The sequence below is a fragment of the Verrucomicrobiota bacterium JB022 genome (genome assembly GCA_030673845.1).
Lineage (GTDB): Bacteria > Verrucomicrobiota > Verrucomicrobiia > Opitutales > Oceanipulchritudinaceae > WOUP01.
Map to the genome: position 1 here is coordinate 1 of JAUTCQ010000008.1, position 15,625 is coordinate 15,625.

Sequence of the window (15,625 nt, forward strand, 5' to 3'; positions counted from 1 at the left end):
GTCTGGAACATCCCCTTTAACGGGCTGGCCATCGCCGCCGGGGGCGTCGCCACGGATCGGATCGTCCAGAGCGAACACTTCACCCAGCTCGCCCGCCTGCTCATGCGCGAGGTGCAGGCTGCCGCCCGTGCTCACGGTCACTACATCCCGGACGACTTCCTGGAGTCTCAGATCGAGGAGACCCGGCACATGGACGCCTACAAGCCCTCCAGTATGCTCGACTACGTCGCCGGGCGCGAAGTCGAGGTAGAGTCGATTTTCGGCGAACCCTTACGCCGGGGGATGTCGAAGAGTGTTGTCATGCCCCGCCTGGAGACCTTGTATTACCTGCTCAAAGGGCTCTGCCCGCCGCCCGCGAAGGATGGCCACGGCAAGTCCAAGCACCGAAAGAAAGCCTGACCCTTTTTCCCATGGACCGCATCGCCGACGCCTTTTCCCGTGCCAAAGCCGAGGAGCGCACGCTCTTTGTCTCCTACCTGTGCGCGGGCGACCCCGATCCGCAGACTTCGTTTGAGGCCTGCCGCGCCTTGATCGACAACGGCGTCGGCCTGATGGAGCTGGGCGTGCCTTTTTCCGATCCGCTGGCCGACGGCAAGACCAATCAGTTGGCCGCCCAGCGCGCGCTCGAGAACGAGATCCGCCAAAGCGATATCTTTGCCCTCGCCAAGCGCGTGCGCGGCATTACGGACAAGCCGATCATCTTTTACACCTATTACAACCTCGTGTTCGCCAACGGGGTCGACGCCTATGTGCGTCAGGTCAAGGAAGCGGGCGTCGACGGCATTCTCGTGCTCGACCTGCCGCCCGAAGAAGCCGGCGAAGTGCTCGAAGCCTGCGAGCGCCACGACGTGAAGACCGTTTTCATTGTCGCCCCGACCACTCCGACCGAGCGTCTGTCGATCATCGCCGAAGCCACCACCGGCTTCATCTATTACGTCTCGCAAGAAGGCGTTACGGGCGTCCGTAAGTCGCTTGCCGAGGATATCGGCGACAAGGTGGCGAAGATCAAGGAGCACATCGACCTGCCCGTGGTCGTGGGCTTTGGTATCTCGACGCCGGAACAGGTCAAGACGGTCGCCAGCGTGGCCGACGGTGTGGTGGTGGGCAGCGCCCTCGTCAACTGCATCGGCGACAACCTCGACCACCCCGAGCAGGGTATTGCGAAGCTCGGGGCCAAGGCTCGCGAACTCGTGGGCGGACTCAGCTTGTAGTCGCTTTTTGCCTACGCATCCGCAAGCTCGAATGCTCGGGTGGGGTAGCTAGTATCCCCTATCGTTTGGCTTGCTATGGCTAGTATGGGCACTTAAGAGTGTGACTATGCTAGCTGTCTTGCGGTCGGGCCTTCTGTCTCGGGGGCTGTTTTTGCGTTTCCTGTTTCTGTGCTCGTTGGCCCTGTGCCCGAGTGCTGGCTGGGCTTGGTCTTGGGGCGTGAAGTGGCAGGAAGTCACGCCGGAAGAGATCGCGATGGCGGAGCCCAAGATCGACCCGGATGCGGGCGCGGAAATCCTCATCCGCGAGATGGAAGTGGACGACCAGCTCCGCACCGAGGTCGTCCGTCGCAACTACATGCGCTTCAAAGTCTTCGACCAGCGTGGTGTAGATCGGCTCAACCCGATGAAGATTGAGGTGGAGCGCAAGGTAAAGGTTTATGGAGTGGCCGCGCGCGTGATCAAGCCAGACGGATCCATTCTCGTGGTGGAGAAGAGCGATATCTTTTCCCGCGAGACTTCGCGTGACGATGATGAACGCTGGCGCACAGTCTCGTTTTCCTTCCCCGGCATCGAGCCAGGCTGCATTGTCGAATACCAGTGGGATGAAATCGAAACCGGGCGTAATGCCAGCGGGATGTTTTTCCGTTTCGCTTCCCGTTATCCCACTCACTTGGCCCGCTTTCGGATCCGCCCCTTCATCACATACAACTGGACGGGCAACATGTTGCAGGGGGAAAGGCTGGAGAAAGGCGGAGCCGGCTACCGCGAAGTGGTCCTGCGCGACTTGCCCGCGCTACCAGATGAACCTTTCATGCCGCCTCGTTTCGACTATCAACCGTGGGTCAGCCTTTATTATACGGGCGACAGGCGGTATGGAAAGCCGGATGTCTTTTGGGGAGAAGTCGCCGATTGGCTGCATGATCACCAGCGGCAGCGCTTCAAGTCGCGCCGGTCGGAGATCCGCGAAAAGGCGGCCGAGTTGACGGCGGGGGCCAATACTCCGCAGGAGAAGATCCAGCGCATTTATGATTTTTGCACCTACCAGATCCGCAATACGCGCATTTCGTTGCCCGATGGCAGCTTTCACGACATCCCCAAAGACCTCGACAACGCCGACGCCCCTGCAACGCTAAAGGCCGGGGTGGGGACGCCCGACGATATTGCCATCCTCTTTGGGTCGCTGCTGGAGGCAGCGGGCCTGCATGTGTCGCTCGCTCTTTGTAACGACCGCTCGCTCTTGAGCTTCTACGTCGAATCTCTCGTGCCCCAGTCTTTGCCCGACTTGATGGTGGCCGTGCGGATCGACGATTCCCGCTGGGTATACTGCAACCCAGGCGTGCCTTTCGTGCCCAACGGCATGCTACACTGGTCCAATGAAAATGGTGTTGCCCTACTGGCAGGGGAGAAAGAGCCGAGGTTCCTCAAGCTGGGCGCCTCCCCGGCGGGCGATACCCAAATCAAACGCAGGGCCATTGTGAGCATCGACGAAGAAGGAAAGCTCTCCGGCACTGTCACCTTCAGCTACACCGGCCATGCTGCCATTCGCCAAAGAGATATATACAATGGCGTTACCCCCGTGAAGCGGGAGGAAGACATGCTGGAGAAAACGCGGGAGATGTTGCCCAATGCACAGATCACCGAGCTGCAGTTCAAGAACCTGGTCGATTGCAACCTGCCCTTGGAGGTCAGTTTCGAGATTGAGGTGCCTGCCTATGCGGACGTCGCCGTGCAGCGGATCTTCATTCAGCCTTCGTTCTTTGAAAAGGGTGCCGAACCGGTGCTGAGGAAGGAGAAGCGCGAACATGCGATCCAGTTTCCTTGTGCCTGGGAGATGCAGGATGAGGTGCGCATTACCTACCCCGACGGCTATGAAGTGGAGGAAGGCCGGACGCCTGTCAGCGTTGCCAACGATGAATACCTTACCCATCAGGTGGTCTTTGGAAAGGTAAAGGATCGCAACATGTTGATCTACCGTCGTCAGCAGGCGATCAAGTTCCTCAATGTGGGGGCTGAAGGCTATGAACCGATCAAGAACTATTTCGACCTCGTCTATGAGCAAGACCAGCATGTGGTGACGCTGCGCCCAAAGCAGCCCGACCCGCTCGCAGCCGCCGAATAACACAAGATCCCTTTGATGATGCCCTTCAGTTCTCGCCTTCTCTGGTCTGCGCTCTATCTGATCACACTTGCGTCAGCCGGCGTGGCTGCGCCAAAGCTACCCGCATGGGTAGAACAAGCTCGCCAGACGGCTATCCCCGCGGCTTATACCTCCGCACCGGCGGTCGTGCTGAACGATGTCTCCGAAGTGGAAGTGGCGCGTTCGGGCAAGATCGAGAGCCGCACCTATTATGCCGTTCGCATCCAAAACGTGGAAGGGCGCGAATATGCATCTGCCACCCTTTCCTATAATCTGGAGACGGACAAGGTCCGTGAGCTCAACGCCTGGCTCATCCTGCCCAACGGCGAAGTACGCACCTACAAAGAGCGTGATTTCGCCCGTCGGGAGGAAAAACTCTCCCGCAATGTTTACCACGAGGGGTGGGAGCGTAGCCTGGATCTGGAGTCTGCGGCGGCTCCCGGTTCCATCTTTGCCTGGAGCGCCCGTTTGGAAGAAGATTCGATCTTTCCTCAGTTGATCAGGTATTTCGAGAAAGGGGTGCCAGTGATTCAGACCCGCCTGCAGTTGGAACTGCCTGAAGGATGGCGGTTGACCACCACCCCGGTCAACAATCCTACCTACACCTATCAGGAGGAGGGCCTGCGGCACCGTTGGATCGCCAGCTACCTTGACGCAGTCGAGTATGAAGAGTGGCAGCCAGACGTGGCTTTCCCTTTTCTTGGCATCAACCTTTTCCCGGCCGAGCAGGATCAGCGACGCGCCCGGATGGAGACTTATACCGACTGGAACAGCATTGCTGCCTTCCACGTTCCGGTCATGGACGGTGCTGCGACCCCTGACGAAGCGGTGAGAGCCAAGGTCTTGGAATTGACCAAGGATTGCTCCACGCAGTGGCAAAAAATCCAGGCAGTATCGCGCTTTTGCCAGGCCGTAAGCTATGCCAGTATCGCGCTCGATTTGAGCAAAGGGGGCGGCTACCGGCCATACCCTGCGCCCACCGTGCTTAGCCGTAATTATGGCGACTGCAAGGACAAGACGGCCCTGTTGCGCGCCATGCTCTCCTGCCTCGGGGTTGAAAGCTATGCCGTTGCCTGCCTGGTTTCAGACTCGGATGCCGTCACGCCCCTGTGGGCATCGCCCATGCAGTTTAACCACTGCATCACGGCCTTGCGTGCCCCGGAAGGTATCGAAACTGGGGCTGCCGTGGACCATCCCGACCTGGGCAAGCTGCTGATTTTCGACCCAACTAACCCCTATGTGCCGGTGGGCAGTATCAGCAACAGCCTGGCAGGCTCCTTCGCTTTGGTCATCGCCCCGGAAGTGCAGCGCTTGCAGGCAATCCCTACCACGCTTCGTTCGGTGAAGCTTGAACTGAAAGGCACGCTCACGCCCCGCGGCGGTCTGACTGCTCATGTGGAGGAAGTGGCGGAGGGCCACGAAGCGGTCCTCGGGCGCAGGCTCTACCGTAACCATGGCAGCTCTCACTACGAGCAGGGGCTGCTCAACTGGATGCGTAGCGAACTGTCTGCGACCAGAATTTCCGCCTGGGACGTGACCGACGACCTCGACTCCGACCGCTTTACCGTGGGGCTTGATCTGGAGGCGCCGTCCTTCGGTCGTGCCTTGGGCTCGACGATGATGATCATCAAGCCCTTCATCAACTCCAACTACATGCAGCGGCCCGACTTGGGCGAGAAGCGCGCAGCTCCCATCCGGATGCCCTATTTTTCGACGGAGAATGCCGTCGAGATCGCTTTGCCCGAAGGCTACGTGGTCGATGAACTGCCGGCGCCGTTGCTGGTGGAAGATACCTTTGGGCGGGTCGAAGTGGAGTATCGCGAGGAAAACGGCGCGCTTATCGCGCACCGCAAGGTTTCCCTCAACGGTGCCACGGTGCCCGCTACGGAGCTGGAGCGGCTCAACGCCTTCTTCGATGCCTACCAAAAAGCGGGGCAGGGGCGCGTTGTGATCAAGCGCCTCTAACCCCGCTGCTGGCGAAAGGAAAAGGGGTGTTGAGCGAGTGTCCTATTGAGCGGTCCTTTTCACAGTGGCACCCCTCCAGGGTGCTTTATTCTTCGAACGGTTACCTGCAGTGTCGGTTCGCTCCGCAAACCTCAACTGCAGGCTAAGGGATGGCATCCCTCAGGGATGCTGCATCATCCAGCAAGCCAGAGGCTTGCCAGCTCGTAGCCCGGGGTTGAGGTCCGCATAAGCGGGCCGATACCCCGGGATATTTAGCTCCCCGCAAAGGCACCCTGGAAGGGTGCCACCATAGGACGTGCAAACATCTTGTTGAAGGAATTCGCTTTTGCGAGCATTCACCCCAACGCGACACTAGATCAGCACCTCGAAGATGTGGGCCGGGTTCTTTTGCGGGTCCAGCTTGATGAAGGCCTTACGGCCCTTCCAGCTATAGACGGGCTGGGTCGGGTCGTTGAGGTCGCGCACCCCGAATTCACGATTGGCGTCGATGCCCATGGCTTCCAGCGGCAGCTCGATGAAGCCCTGCTGCGTCCAGTGCCAGTCCATATTGACGACGACGAGGATACGGCTGGAGCGGTCGAAGTTCTGCTTCAGGTAGGCGAGGAACTGCGGGTTGTCGGTCTCGACGAAGGTGATGTTGGCCGTGCGGCGCAGGGCGGCATGCTCGCGGCGCAGGTTGTTTACGCGGCGGATCTCCTCTTTGAGGTTGCCCGGCTGGTCCCACTTCCAGTCTTTGAGCTGATACTTCTCGTTGTGGTTGTACTCTTCCTTGCCGGGGAAGGGCTCCTTGTCCATCAGCTCGTAGGCGGGGCCGTAGATGCCGTGGTTGGAGCTGAGGGTAGCGGCGAGGATGTAGCGGCCGAGGAAGGTGGCGCGGTTGCCCTGCTGCAGGTCTTCGTGCAGGATGTCGGGCGTATTGGGCCAGAAGTTGGGCCAGAAGTAGTCGCGCACGGGCGTCTGGGTCAGCTCCTCCACGTATTCACGCAGCTCCGCCGGGTTATTGCGCCAGGTGAAGTAGGTGTAGCCGTGGGTGTAGCCGGCCTTGCCCAGCCAATACTTGCGCTTGGGGCGGGTAAAGGCTTCGGCGAGGAAGATGACTTCCGGGTGCTGCGTCTTGATCTCCGTGACGCACCAGTTCCAGAAGGGGAACGACTTGGTGTGCGGGTTGTCGACGCGGAAGACCTTTACGCCACGCTCGATCCAGAATTCAAAGACGCTCTTCAGCTCTTCCCACAGGTTTTCCCAGTCCTCCGTCTCGAAGTTGAAGGGCAGGATGTCCTGATACTTCTTGGGCGGGTTTTCGGCGTACTGGACGGTGCCGTCGGGGCGCCACTTGAACCACTGCGGGTGCTCCTTCACGTAAGGGTGGTCGGGGGCGCACTGGAAGGCGATGTCCATCGCCAACTCCATGCCGTGCGCCTCCGCCTGCTCGCGGAAGAAGGCAAAGTCTTCAAACGTGCCCAGCTCGGGCAAGAGCGCCTTGTGGCCGCCTTCGGTCGAGCCGATGGCCCAGGGGCTGCCGACGTCTTCGGGGGTGGGGGTGAGGCTGTTGTTGCGGCCCTTGCGGAAGACGCGCCCGATGGGGTGGATGGGCGGCAGGTAGACGATGTCGAAGCCCAGGCGCGCCACTTCGGGCAGCAGGCGGGCGGCATCGCGGAAGGTGCCGTGCGTCACGCCATCGTGGGTGGCGGAGCGGGGGAAAAATTCGTACCAGGCGCTGCAGGCGGCCAGCTCGCGCTCTACCAGCAGGCGGCAGGGCTCGGCCAAGGTCGTTTCCAGCGCGCGGTTGGGGTAGCGCTCCATCAGGTGGTGCAGCTCGTCGCTGCGGGCAAGGCTGAGGCGCTGACCGAGGTCGCGCTCCTTGTCGCTCAGGAAGGTGCCCCAGCCCTGCAGGCGTTCCTTCTCTTCACCGATGGCGCGCAGGGCCGCCGCGATGACAAGTTCGCCACCGATCAGCAGCTCCACGTCGAGCTTCTGGCCGGAATCGGCCTTCTTGATAAAGCCTTCGCGCCAGCTGCCCCAGTGGTCGATCAGGCCGGCCACGGTGTATTCGTAGGCGCCGATCTCGCCGGGCGTCCAATGCGCGTCCCACTCGTCGTTGCCGAGGGGGCGCATGCGCTGCTCCTGCCAGTCGGTCGAGCCGAGGCGGCGGGTGCGGAGATAGACGCAGACGAGGTCGTGGCTGTCGGCGAAAACGTGGGCGTTAAAGTGGATCTGGTCTCCCAGCACGCGCTTGATGAAGAACTGGCCGCCGGGGATTCCGGGGCTGACTTGATCGACCAAGACGCGGCGTTGGGCGGGGGCTTTAAGCGAGGGTGCCATGTTGGGCAATGATCTGGGCGTAGAGCTGATGGGTTTGCTTGGCGATGGCCTGCCAGCTAAAGGTGTCGACCGCGCGGATCCGGCCCGCCTTGGCGAAGCGGTTGCGCAGGGCCTCGTCTTTCATCAGGCGGTTGATCTGGTGCGCGAGGTCTTTGGAAAACTCTTCGGGGTGGTAGGGCGTGAAGGGGCTTTCCTGGTGTTGCGCAACCGGCACGAGGAAGCCCGTCTCGTCGTGCACCACCACCTCGGGGATGCCGCCGACGCAGGAGCCGACCACCGGGGTCTCGCAGGCCATGGCTTCGAGGTTGATAATGCCGAAGGGCTCGTAGATCGAGGGGCAGCAGAAGACGCTGGCGCCTGAGTAGAGCTGGATCAGTGTCGGCTTGTCGACCTTCTCGGCGATCCAGTGGATGCCCGAGCGCTCCTTGGAGGCGGCGGCGACGGCCTGCTTCATCTCTTCGGCGATCTCCGGGGTGTCGGGCGCACCGGCGCAGAGCACCACCTGATAGCTCGGGTCCATGTGCTTGATCGCTTCGACGAGGTAGATGATGCCCTTTTGCCGGGTGATGCGGCCAACGAAGAGCAGGTAGGGCTGCTTCGGGTCGATCCCGTAGCGCTGCAGGGCCGAGGCGGCATCGACGGGGCGGTATTCCTCCGGGTCGATCCCGTTATAAATGATGTGGATACGGTTTTCCGGCACGTCGAAATGCTTCAACACGTCGGTCTTGGTGCCGTGGGAGACGGCGATGACGGCGTCGGCCATCTCCAGCGCAGTCTTTTCGACCCAGCAGCTGAAATCGTAACCGCCGCCGAGTTGCTCGCGCTTCCAGGGGCGCAGCGGCTCCAGCGAGTGCACCGTGACGACCAGCGGGATGCCGTAGCACAGCTTGGCCATGATGCCGCCCAGATGAGTATACCAGGTGTGGCAGTGCACCACGTCGGCGTCGATCTTCGTGGTGTTGAAGTCGAGGCAGCGCTGGGCGGCGCCGAAGAGGCCCTGCAGATTGGGCGGGCAGGTGTAGCCGGCCTTGCTGAAGTCGAAGCCGCGCACGCGCAATGCTCCCTGCTGGAGGTTTTGATCGCCAAAGGCGCGCACATCCACGTCCATCAGTTGGGCTAGCTGTTGGGAGAGGTATTCGACGTGCACCCCGGCTCCGCCGTAGGTGTAGGGAGGATACTCGTTCGTCAGGAGCAGGGTTTTCATCTGTCAGTCAAAAAGTAAGGGGAATCGCTAATAAACGGCCGGGCAGGGGGAGACGTTGTACAGGCACCGGCCTCGTCTAGCGGTTTAAGCGCGTGGTGGCTGCTTGTCGAGTCTTGATCCTGCGCGACTTAGGCGGCGGCGTTGGCGCTGCTGGGCGGGGGCGTGTGGGTGTCTTCCTCGTATTCGAGGCGGATGGAGAAAATCATCGAGAGGATGAGCAGGCCGGCGACCGTCAGCACCAGCACAAGGTTGCCCGCCACGTCGTGGATGTTGCCCAGGTCGATGCCGGCGAGGTGCACATGGTCGTGCAAGGCATCGGGGCCGTGCGTATAGGCCCAGATCGTGAGGAAAAGGCTGCGCAGGAGGTTGTTGAAAAACGCGAGAGCCATCGCGCTGGCCACGAGCGCCACCTTTTTCCACACCTCGTCGAAGAAGATCGCGGAGATGAAGGAGCCGGCGAAGAGACAGGCCATGAGCGAGCGGATGCCCGAGCAGGCTTCGGCCACGCCCACCTCGCCTTGCGGCAGCACCAGCACGCTGTGGCGCTGCTCGATCACAAAGCCGAGCGCGTTCATCACGTTGAAGACGACCGTCGCTACCTTCAGCATGAGGAAGGTCGAGACGGTGTGGTCGAGCGAGCCGAACATCGGCACCGACAGCAGCCAGATCAGCGCCGGGAAAATAAAGAAGCTGGCGAAAGTCAGCCGCAGCTTGCCGTTGAGGGGCTGGCCCTGCTTGTCTTCGCGCGCCAGGAGGAAGGCCGAGCCGAGCAGCATGCCCGCAAAGCCCAGCGAGTAAAAATTGGACGTCACCAGGTTGCGCCCTTCGAGCGCGTGGTAAAAGCCGCCCCAGATAAAGAGAAACGCGCCAAATGCCACCGCCGTGATCGCCAGCACGTTGGCGGCGGGGATCCAGCCCTCCAGCGGGCCGGAGCGCTTCTTCAGCCGTTCGAGGAACTTGCCGTGCTGCTTGCGCTGGGTCTTGGTCAACGTGCTTTCATCGGGCCGCTGCAGTAGCCATTGCATCCGCGTATAGCGCTCGTAGAGCACATAAAGCACGAAAAGCGGCACGAGGTAGCCAAACATATATTCGTCGTCGCGCTCCCACCACACTTGCTGATTGAGGATCATGATCACCATCAGGCCGGCCAGGATCAAGGCGGCGTAGCGGAGAGGCGGGGTGAGCGCGGGCAGGAATTTGGCAAGCATCGAAGGCATGAGCTTGCAGGGTATCGGCCCCGATACAAGCCGAAGCGAACGCGAGATGACGTTTGCAGGAACTTCTGCGTTTTTTCCTTGCGCGCTATGCCCAATCCGCATTTGATGCGTGTTTTTCCCATGAGCAACGAGCCCAGCGAAGCCCAGCAGAATTTCAAGAACCCGCAAGAGATCACCATCTTTGACGTGGAGCAAATGCAGCGCTATGTCACCGATACCGGTAAGATCCTGCCGCGCAAGTTCACCGGCCTGAACGCCCAGCAGCAACGCCACGTGACGAAGACGATCAAGCGTGCGCGTAACATGCTGTTGATGAAGTAGGCCTGCAAGCCGACTTTTTACGACAAAGCGCGGGAGCCGAAAAGGGTCCGCGCTTTTTTCGTGCCACTGCCCGATCCTCCGCTACGATCAGCCTCTTGCCATCATGCAACGATTTGAAGGTAACAACGCGTCCCTCGAGTTTCTGGCGGGGCGCCTGAAGGCGGGCGAAGTGGTCGCCCTGCCCACCGAAACGGTTTACGGCCTCGCAGCCAATGCGCTCAACCCGACCGCCTGCCGCCAGATCTTCGAGATCAAGGGCCGCCCGTTGATCGACCCGCTCATCGTGCATGTCGGCTCACAGAATGCCGCCCGCCGCCTGGCGGAGTGGCCGGAAAAGGCGCTGTTGCTGGCCGAACACTTCTGGCCAGGCCCGCTGACCCTCGTGTTGCCCAAGAAGAAGCTCGTGCCCGACCTCGTAACGGCGGGGCGCGATACGGTGGCACTCCGCCAGCCCGCGCACCCACTCGCCCTGCGCCTGCTCACGGGTTACGACCTGCAGCTCGCGGCCCCGAGTGCGAACCCCTTCGGTTACGTTTCGCCTACCACGCTGGACCACGTCGAGGCGTCGCTGGGCGAGCGCGTGGCTTGGGGCCTCGAAGGCGGGCCCTGTCAGGTGGGGGTCGAGTCCACCATTGTGGCGGTGACGAAAGCGGGCGAAGTCGGCCTGTTGCGCCCCGGAGGGGTCTCGGTCGAGGCGCTGGAGCAGGTCCTCGGGCAGCCGGTGAACGACCTCCGCCGCGCGGCTCCCGACCATGTGAAGGAAGGCCTCGCTGCCCCCGGCATGTTGGCCCGCCATTACAGCCCCAGCACGCCGCTTGCGCTCTTTGCGGGTGGAGAAACCCCGGCGGTGGGGGAGGGTGAGGCCATCGTCTGGCAAAAGCGACCCGCTTCCGGTCCTGCCATCGACGGGCAAACTTTCTGGTTGAGCGAAGACGGCAACCCGGCGGTCGTGGCGCGCGAATTGTTCGGCATGTTGCGCCGTCTCGACGAGCGGGGCTTCCCGCGCGTGTGGTTCGAGTTGGCCGAAGACAGCGGTCTCGGCCTTGCGATCAACGATCGGCTGGGCCGAGCGGCGGCCAAACGCTGAAGACGAGAGAGTCGACCCTCGTCCTCAACAGTGGTAGAAACTTCTTAGCGGCTGGCGCGGAGGCGCTTGCGCATGGCGACGGCTGCGAGGCCCAGGCCACCCGCCACCAGTGCGATCTGGGAAGGCTCGGGAATGGCGGCGCCTGGGATCGGCGTGGCGACTCCCGGTTGGTCCTCATAACCCCAGCTATAGACCGAGAGGGTGCTGTCGCTGGAGTAGGAGAACTCGAGCCAGCCATACTTGTAGGTATCGCTCGAGCCCTTGTCGCGGAATCCGTAGCCGAGGAAGAACACTTCGTCGGGCGTGTAATTGGCGAAATCGAAAGCGAGGTAAGGCGAATCCACCACTGCATTTTCGCTGCCGACGATGTCGCCGGGAGAGAGCAGGGTAGGCTGGTATTGGGTGTAGCAGCCCATGTTCACGCCTTCACCGACGAAAAGATACTCATGCTCGGAGTCATAGGTAGGCACGATACCACCGAATTCCAAATTCGGGCCTACACAGAATGGAAGACCGGGCGAAGTCGATGTGATGGGGCCGTAGTCGTTACCATCGACGTCTACGTAGTGCAGACCGCCGCCCCCTTCGACAGGGCCCTCGTAAGGGCTGGGGTTGGGCACAAATACCTGCACGGCGGCAGCGGCTTCGGTGCTCAGCAGGGCCATGGCTGCGGCGATACCGGCAGCGTTGGCAGGAGATCCAGAGACAGGACTAGCGAGGCGTTTTTTCATAATGCCGTTCAGGCTGGCTAATATAAAGAGTAACGCAACATCTTTCGGGGTGCGGCGAAGGATCGCCTGTCAGCCTTGGTTTTTACGCCGACCGCCTTGCCCGCTGGCTCGACGCTTAGGCGTGACAAGTGCAGTGGGGCTTTGTTACGCCTTAATGCCTCCCCTACACCCTCAGGACATGCTACGTTTCCCCCTTTTCCTTCTGCTGTGCCTCTGCGTGCATCTTGCCCAGGCGGCCCAGAGTGACGATGAATTGATTCTCGGCCACGTGCGCGAGCTGCTGAGCGCCTCCGGTCAGGCCGACAAGGTGAGCTACCGGATCGATGCGAGCCTCGAGAACCCCGAAGTCTTCCGGCTGGAGCGCAAGGGTGGGGCGGTAGAAGTCGTGGCAGGCGGTGCCCCCGGCGTCTTCTACGGCGCGCAGGAGACCGTTTTGCCCCATAGCGTAGTGGAAGCCGAGGGCGCGCCCGACTTCGATATCCGGGGCTCGGTGCTGATGATGCTCAGCGCGAGCTGGGCCTACCAGTCCGACCTCAGCCCGGAGACCTACCCGTGGTTCTTCGACCGCGAGCTGATGACGCGCTACCTCGACTACATCGCCTCGGCCCGCATCAACACCCTCATCGTGTGGTCGGGCCACCTCTTCCCGCACATCCTCGAGCTGCCCGGCTATCCCGACGCCTCGCAATTTTCGGACGAGGAGATCCGCCGCAACCAGGAGCAGTTCCGCTGGCTGGCGACGGAAGCCGCCAAGCGCAACATCTCCGTGCTCACCCACTTTTACAACATCCACATCAGCGAGCACATGGCCGAGGCCATGCACCGCGAGCCGACCGAAGGCGACGACCCGACGCGCTATCAGGTGCCCGACCAGTTCGTCAGCGACTATTATTACACCATCCTCAGCCGCTACTTCGAGGAGTTCCCGCACGTGGGCCTCTACGTCTGCCCTGGCGAATCGCTCAAGCTGGAACACCAGGAAGCATGGTTCCGCGACGTGATCTTCAAGGCGGCCCAGGACAGCGGCAAAGACCCTCTCCTCATCATCCGCGACTGGACGCTCGACGACGACTTCAAGGCCGCACTGCCCGGCATGTATGACAACCTTTACTCGGAGTTGAAGCACAACGACGAGACGATCACCAGCCCCTGGCCCGACGTGCGCCACGAGGAGTGGAAGGGCTTCCTCAAGGGCCACATCGTGAACCTGCACGACCCGGCCGACACCACGCCCTACCGCGTGGGCAGCCCCCGCCTGATCGGCGAGATGGTGCGCCACTGGGACGAGGCCGGCTGGTTCAAGGGCGCCTGGTTTTACCCGCCCCAGTGCTGGATCTGGCCCGATACGCTCGACATCACCGAAGACGGCGAGCCGCTGGTCAACTTCGACCGCGACGAGCTCTGGCACCTGCTGGAAGGCCGCCACCTCTGGCAGGCCGGTCGCGAAATCGAGGCCGACCACCAGTGGGCCAGCGCCTGGCTCGGTCGCAAGTTCGACAACCCCCAAGTCGGCCCGCTGCTGACGGACTGGTACGACCTGACCGGCCCGATCCTGCCCGGCCTGCAAAACCTGACCGCCACCCGCTTCGGCAACTTTTTCCCCGCCGCTATCGCCACGGTGCAGGCCAACGTCGACGACATCCTGACCTACCGCGTGCGCCTCGACGACCCCCGGCCCGAAGGCCCGACCGGCTACACCCACCAGCGCTATTACTCGCAGCCGGTGGATGAGTATACGATCGAGCAATACAGCGAGCGCCACCAGCCCGGCGAGCTGAAGGACCTGCGCAGCCTGCCCGTGGCCCAACTCGGCGTCGAGCTGGCGGCCGGTCGCGACGGCAGCGGCTATCTGCGCCCCGACTACCTGCTGCAGACCTACCTCGCGATGGCCAAGGAAGCCCTCGCCAAGGCCGAAGCCGCCGCCGCGCTGCCCAGCAACGACCCGGCCGAGCTGCAACGCTTTGTGCAAGACAGCCGCTGCCTCGTCCTCACGGTCGAATACTACCAGTTGAAAGTCGATGCCGCGCTGGAAAAGCGCATGTATCAGCTCACCGGCCGAAAAGCGCGCCTGGAGACCTTCGAGCAGTTGATGGAAGACTCGGTGGCCAAATACGAGGAGCTGATTGACTACGCCCGCCAGTATTACACCGGCGGCACCCCCATGTTCCACGCGCTGACCTGGGAGCAGACGCTCAAGATGCGCGTGCAGTGGGACTACGAGCTGCAAATGAAGTGGCTCGAAGGCCTCAACCGTTAAGCGGCCCTTTTTCCGCACCCATATGTCCAGCACCACGATCAAGCGCGCCTCGTTTTACCGGGCGCGATCCCCGCTTTCCCGGCCCATTGCCGACGCCACCCACGAGATCGACGCGATCGAGTTTGTGGTCACGCGGCTCGAACTGGCCGACGGAACGGTCGGCGAGTCTTACCTGCTCGCCTTCGAGTTTTCGCCGCACGGCATCGCGGGTGCGCTCAAGGATGCCGCCCCGCTGGTCGAAGGCCGCGAGGTCTGCGAAACAGGCCGCTTCCTGCGCGATTTCGAGCAGCAGAGCGAATACTTCGGCATCAACGGCCTGCACCGCTGGGCCCAAGGCGCGATCAACCTCGCCATGTGGGACGCCTGGGCACGCGTGCTCGGCCAGCCCGTGTGGAAGCTCTTCGGCGTCTGCCACCACCGCGTGCCCCTCTACGGCAGCGGCGGCTGGCTTTCTTACACGCCCGACGAGCTGGTCGACGAAGTCACCCGCTACGTCTCCCGCGGCTTCCGGGCGGTGAAGATCAAGGTTGGCTCGCCCGAGCTGGAGCGCGACCTCGAGCGCCTGCACAAGGTGCGCGAGGCCGTAGGCCCCGGAATCCGCATCATGATGGACGCCAACCAAGGCATGAACCTGCCCAATGCGCTGGAGCTGGCCCGCGCCGCCCGGCCCATCGGCATCCACTGGTTTGAAGAGCCGCTGCCGCATACCGATTTCGAGGGCTACGCGCACCTGCGCCGTCAGGCCGGTATGTCCATCGCGATGGGCGAGCGCGAGTTCGACCTTGTGCCGCTGCGCGAGCTGATCCGCCGCGAGGCGATCGACCTCTGGCAGCCCGACATCCTCCGCCTCGGCAGCGTCGAGGCCTGGCGCGATTCGGCCGCTCTGGCCCACGCCCATCACCTGCCAGTGCTGCCGCACTATTACAAGGAATACGACGTGCCGCTGCTGATGACGATCCCCAACCCCTACGGCGCCGAGTCGTTTGACTGGGTCGATGGCATCATCACGCACCCCATCCGCATGCAGGACGGCTTTGCCTACCCCAACCCCGGACCCGGTTGGGGCTTCCGTTTCAAGGACGAAGCGCTGCAGGAGTTGTAGGAGCCGGCGATTGTATAAGGAAAGGCGGTCGAAGCGATTCGGTCGCCTTTTTTTACACGCGCAGCTCAGTA

12 protein-coding genes are annotated in these 15,625 nt (G+C 62.1%); 8 read left to right on the forward strand and 4 right to left on the reverse strand.

Annotated elements, in window-relative coordinates; genetic code table 11:
* From Q7P63_05065 to Q7P63_05080, 4 genes are all read left to right on the forward strand, one after another.
* The coding region (locus tag Q7P63_05065; protein ID MDP0499454.1) for a ketopantoate reductase C-terminal domain-containing protein at positions 1-399 on the forward strand (399 nt) is incomplete at its 5' end.
* An 11-nt stretch (positions 400-410) separates the two neighbouring features.
* Entirely contained in the window at positions 411-1,211 is an 801-nt protein-coding gene (gene trpA / locus Q7P63_05070) for a tryptophan synthase subunit alpha (protein MDP0499455.1), read from the forward strand.
* 217 nt (positions 1,212-1,428) lie between these two features.
* On the forward strand, positions 1,429-3,330 hold the full coding sequence (locus tag Q7P63_05075; protein ID MDP0499456.1) for a DUF3857 and transglutaminase domain-containing protein: 1,902 nt from the start codon (positions 1,429-1,431) through the stop codon (positions 3,328-3,330).
* 81 nt (positions 3,331-3,411) lie between these two features.
* Positions 3,412-5,313: a DUF3857 domain-containing protein gene (locus tag Q7P63_05080; GenBank protein MDP0499457.1), complete on the forward strand. Its 1,902-nt coding sequence runs from the start codon at positions 3,412-3,414 to the stop codon at positions 5,311-5,313.
* A 351-nt stretch (positions 5,314-5,664) separates the two neighbouring features.
* Here Q7P63_05080 and Q7P63_05085 read toward each other — a convergent pair whose 3' ends face one another.
* The 3 genes from Q7P63_05085 to Q7P63_05095 form a co-directional block, all read right to left on the reverse strand.
* Positions 5,665-7,635, reverse strand: a complete 1,971-nt coding sequence (locus Q7P63_05085; protein ID MDP0499458.1) for an alpha-1,4-glucan--maltose-1-phosphate maltosyltransferase — start codon at positions 7,633-7,635, stop codon at positions 5,665-5,667.
* Entirely contained in the window at positions 7,619-8,839 is a 1,221-nt protein-coding gene (gene glgA, locus Q7P63_05090; GenBank protein ID MDP0499459.1) for a glycogen synthase, read from the reverse strand. The genes Q7P63_05085 and glgA overlap by 17 nt, the downstream gene beginning before the upstream one ends.
* A 128-nt stretch (positions 8,840-8,967) precedes the next feature.
* Positions 8,968-10,056 carry an exosortase/archaeosortase family protein gene (locus Q7P63_05095; GenBank protein MDP0499460.1) on the reverse strand — a complete coding sequence of 363 codons (1,089 nt, stop codon included), beginning with the start codon at positions 10,054-10,056 and terminating at the stop codon, positions 8,968-8,970.
* A 120-nt stretch (positions 10,057-10,176) separates the two neighbouring features.
* On the opposite strand from Q7P63_05095, the gene rpsR reads away from it, so the two are divergent.
* Positions 10,177-10,377: a 30S ribosomal protein S18 gene (rpsR, locus tag Q7P63_05100; protein ID MDP0499461.1), complete on the forward strand. Its 201-nt coding sequence runs from the start codon at positions 10,177-10,179 to the stop codon at positions 10,375-10,377.
* A gap of 103 nt (positions 10,378-10,480) precedes the next feature.
* The gene (locus Q7P63_05105) at positions 10,481-11,464 is read left to right on the forward strand and encodes an L-threonylcarbamoyladenylate synthase (GenBank protein ID MDP0499462.1); all 984 of its coding nucleotides are present in this window, start codon (positions 10,481-10,483) and stop codon (positions 11,462-11,464) included.
* A 44-nt stretch (positions 11,465-11,508) separates the two neighbouring features.
* Here the strand turns inward: Q7P63_05105 and Q7P63_05110 are convergent, their stop codons facing one another.
* Entirely contained in the window at positions 11,509-12,195 is a 687-nt protein-coding gene (locus Q7P63_05110; protein ID MDP0499463.1) for a PEP-CTERM sorting domain-containing protein, read from the reverse strand.
* Positions 12,196-12,373: 178 nt separating this feature from the next.
* On the opposite strand from Q7P63_05110, the gene Q7P63_05115 reads away from it, so the two are divergent.
* Both Q7P63_05115 and Q7P63_05120 read left to right on the forward strand, forming a co-directional pair.
* Entirely contained in the window at positions 12,374-14,452 is a 2,079-nt protein-coding gene (locus Q7P63_05115; protein ID MDP0499464.1) for a hypothetical protein, read from the forward strand.
* Between the two features lie 22 nt (positions 14,453-14,474).
* Positions 14,475-15,554, forward strand: a complete 1,080-nt coding sequence (locus tag Q7P63_05120) for a mandelate racemase/muconate lactonizing enzyme family protein (GenBank protein MDP0499465.1) — start codon at positions 14,475-14,477, stop codon at positions 15,552-15,554.
* The last annotated feature ends 71 nt before the right edge of the window (positions 15,555-15,625 follow it).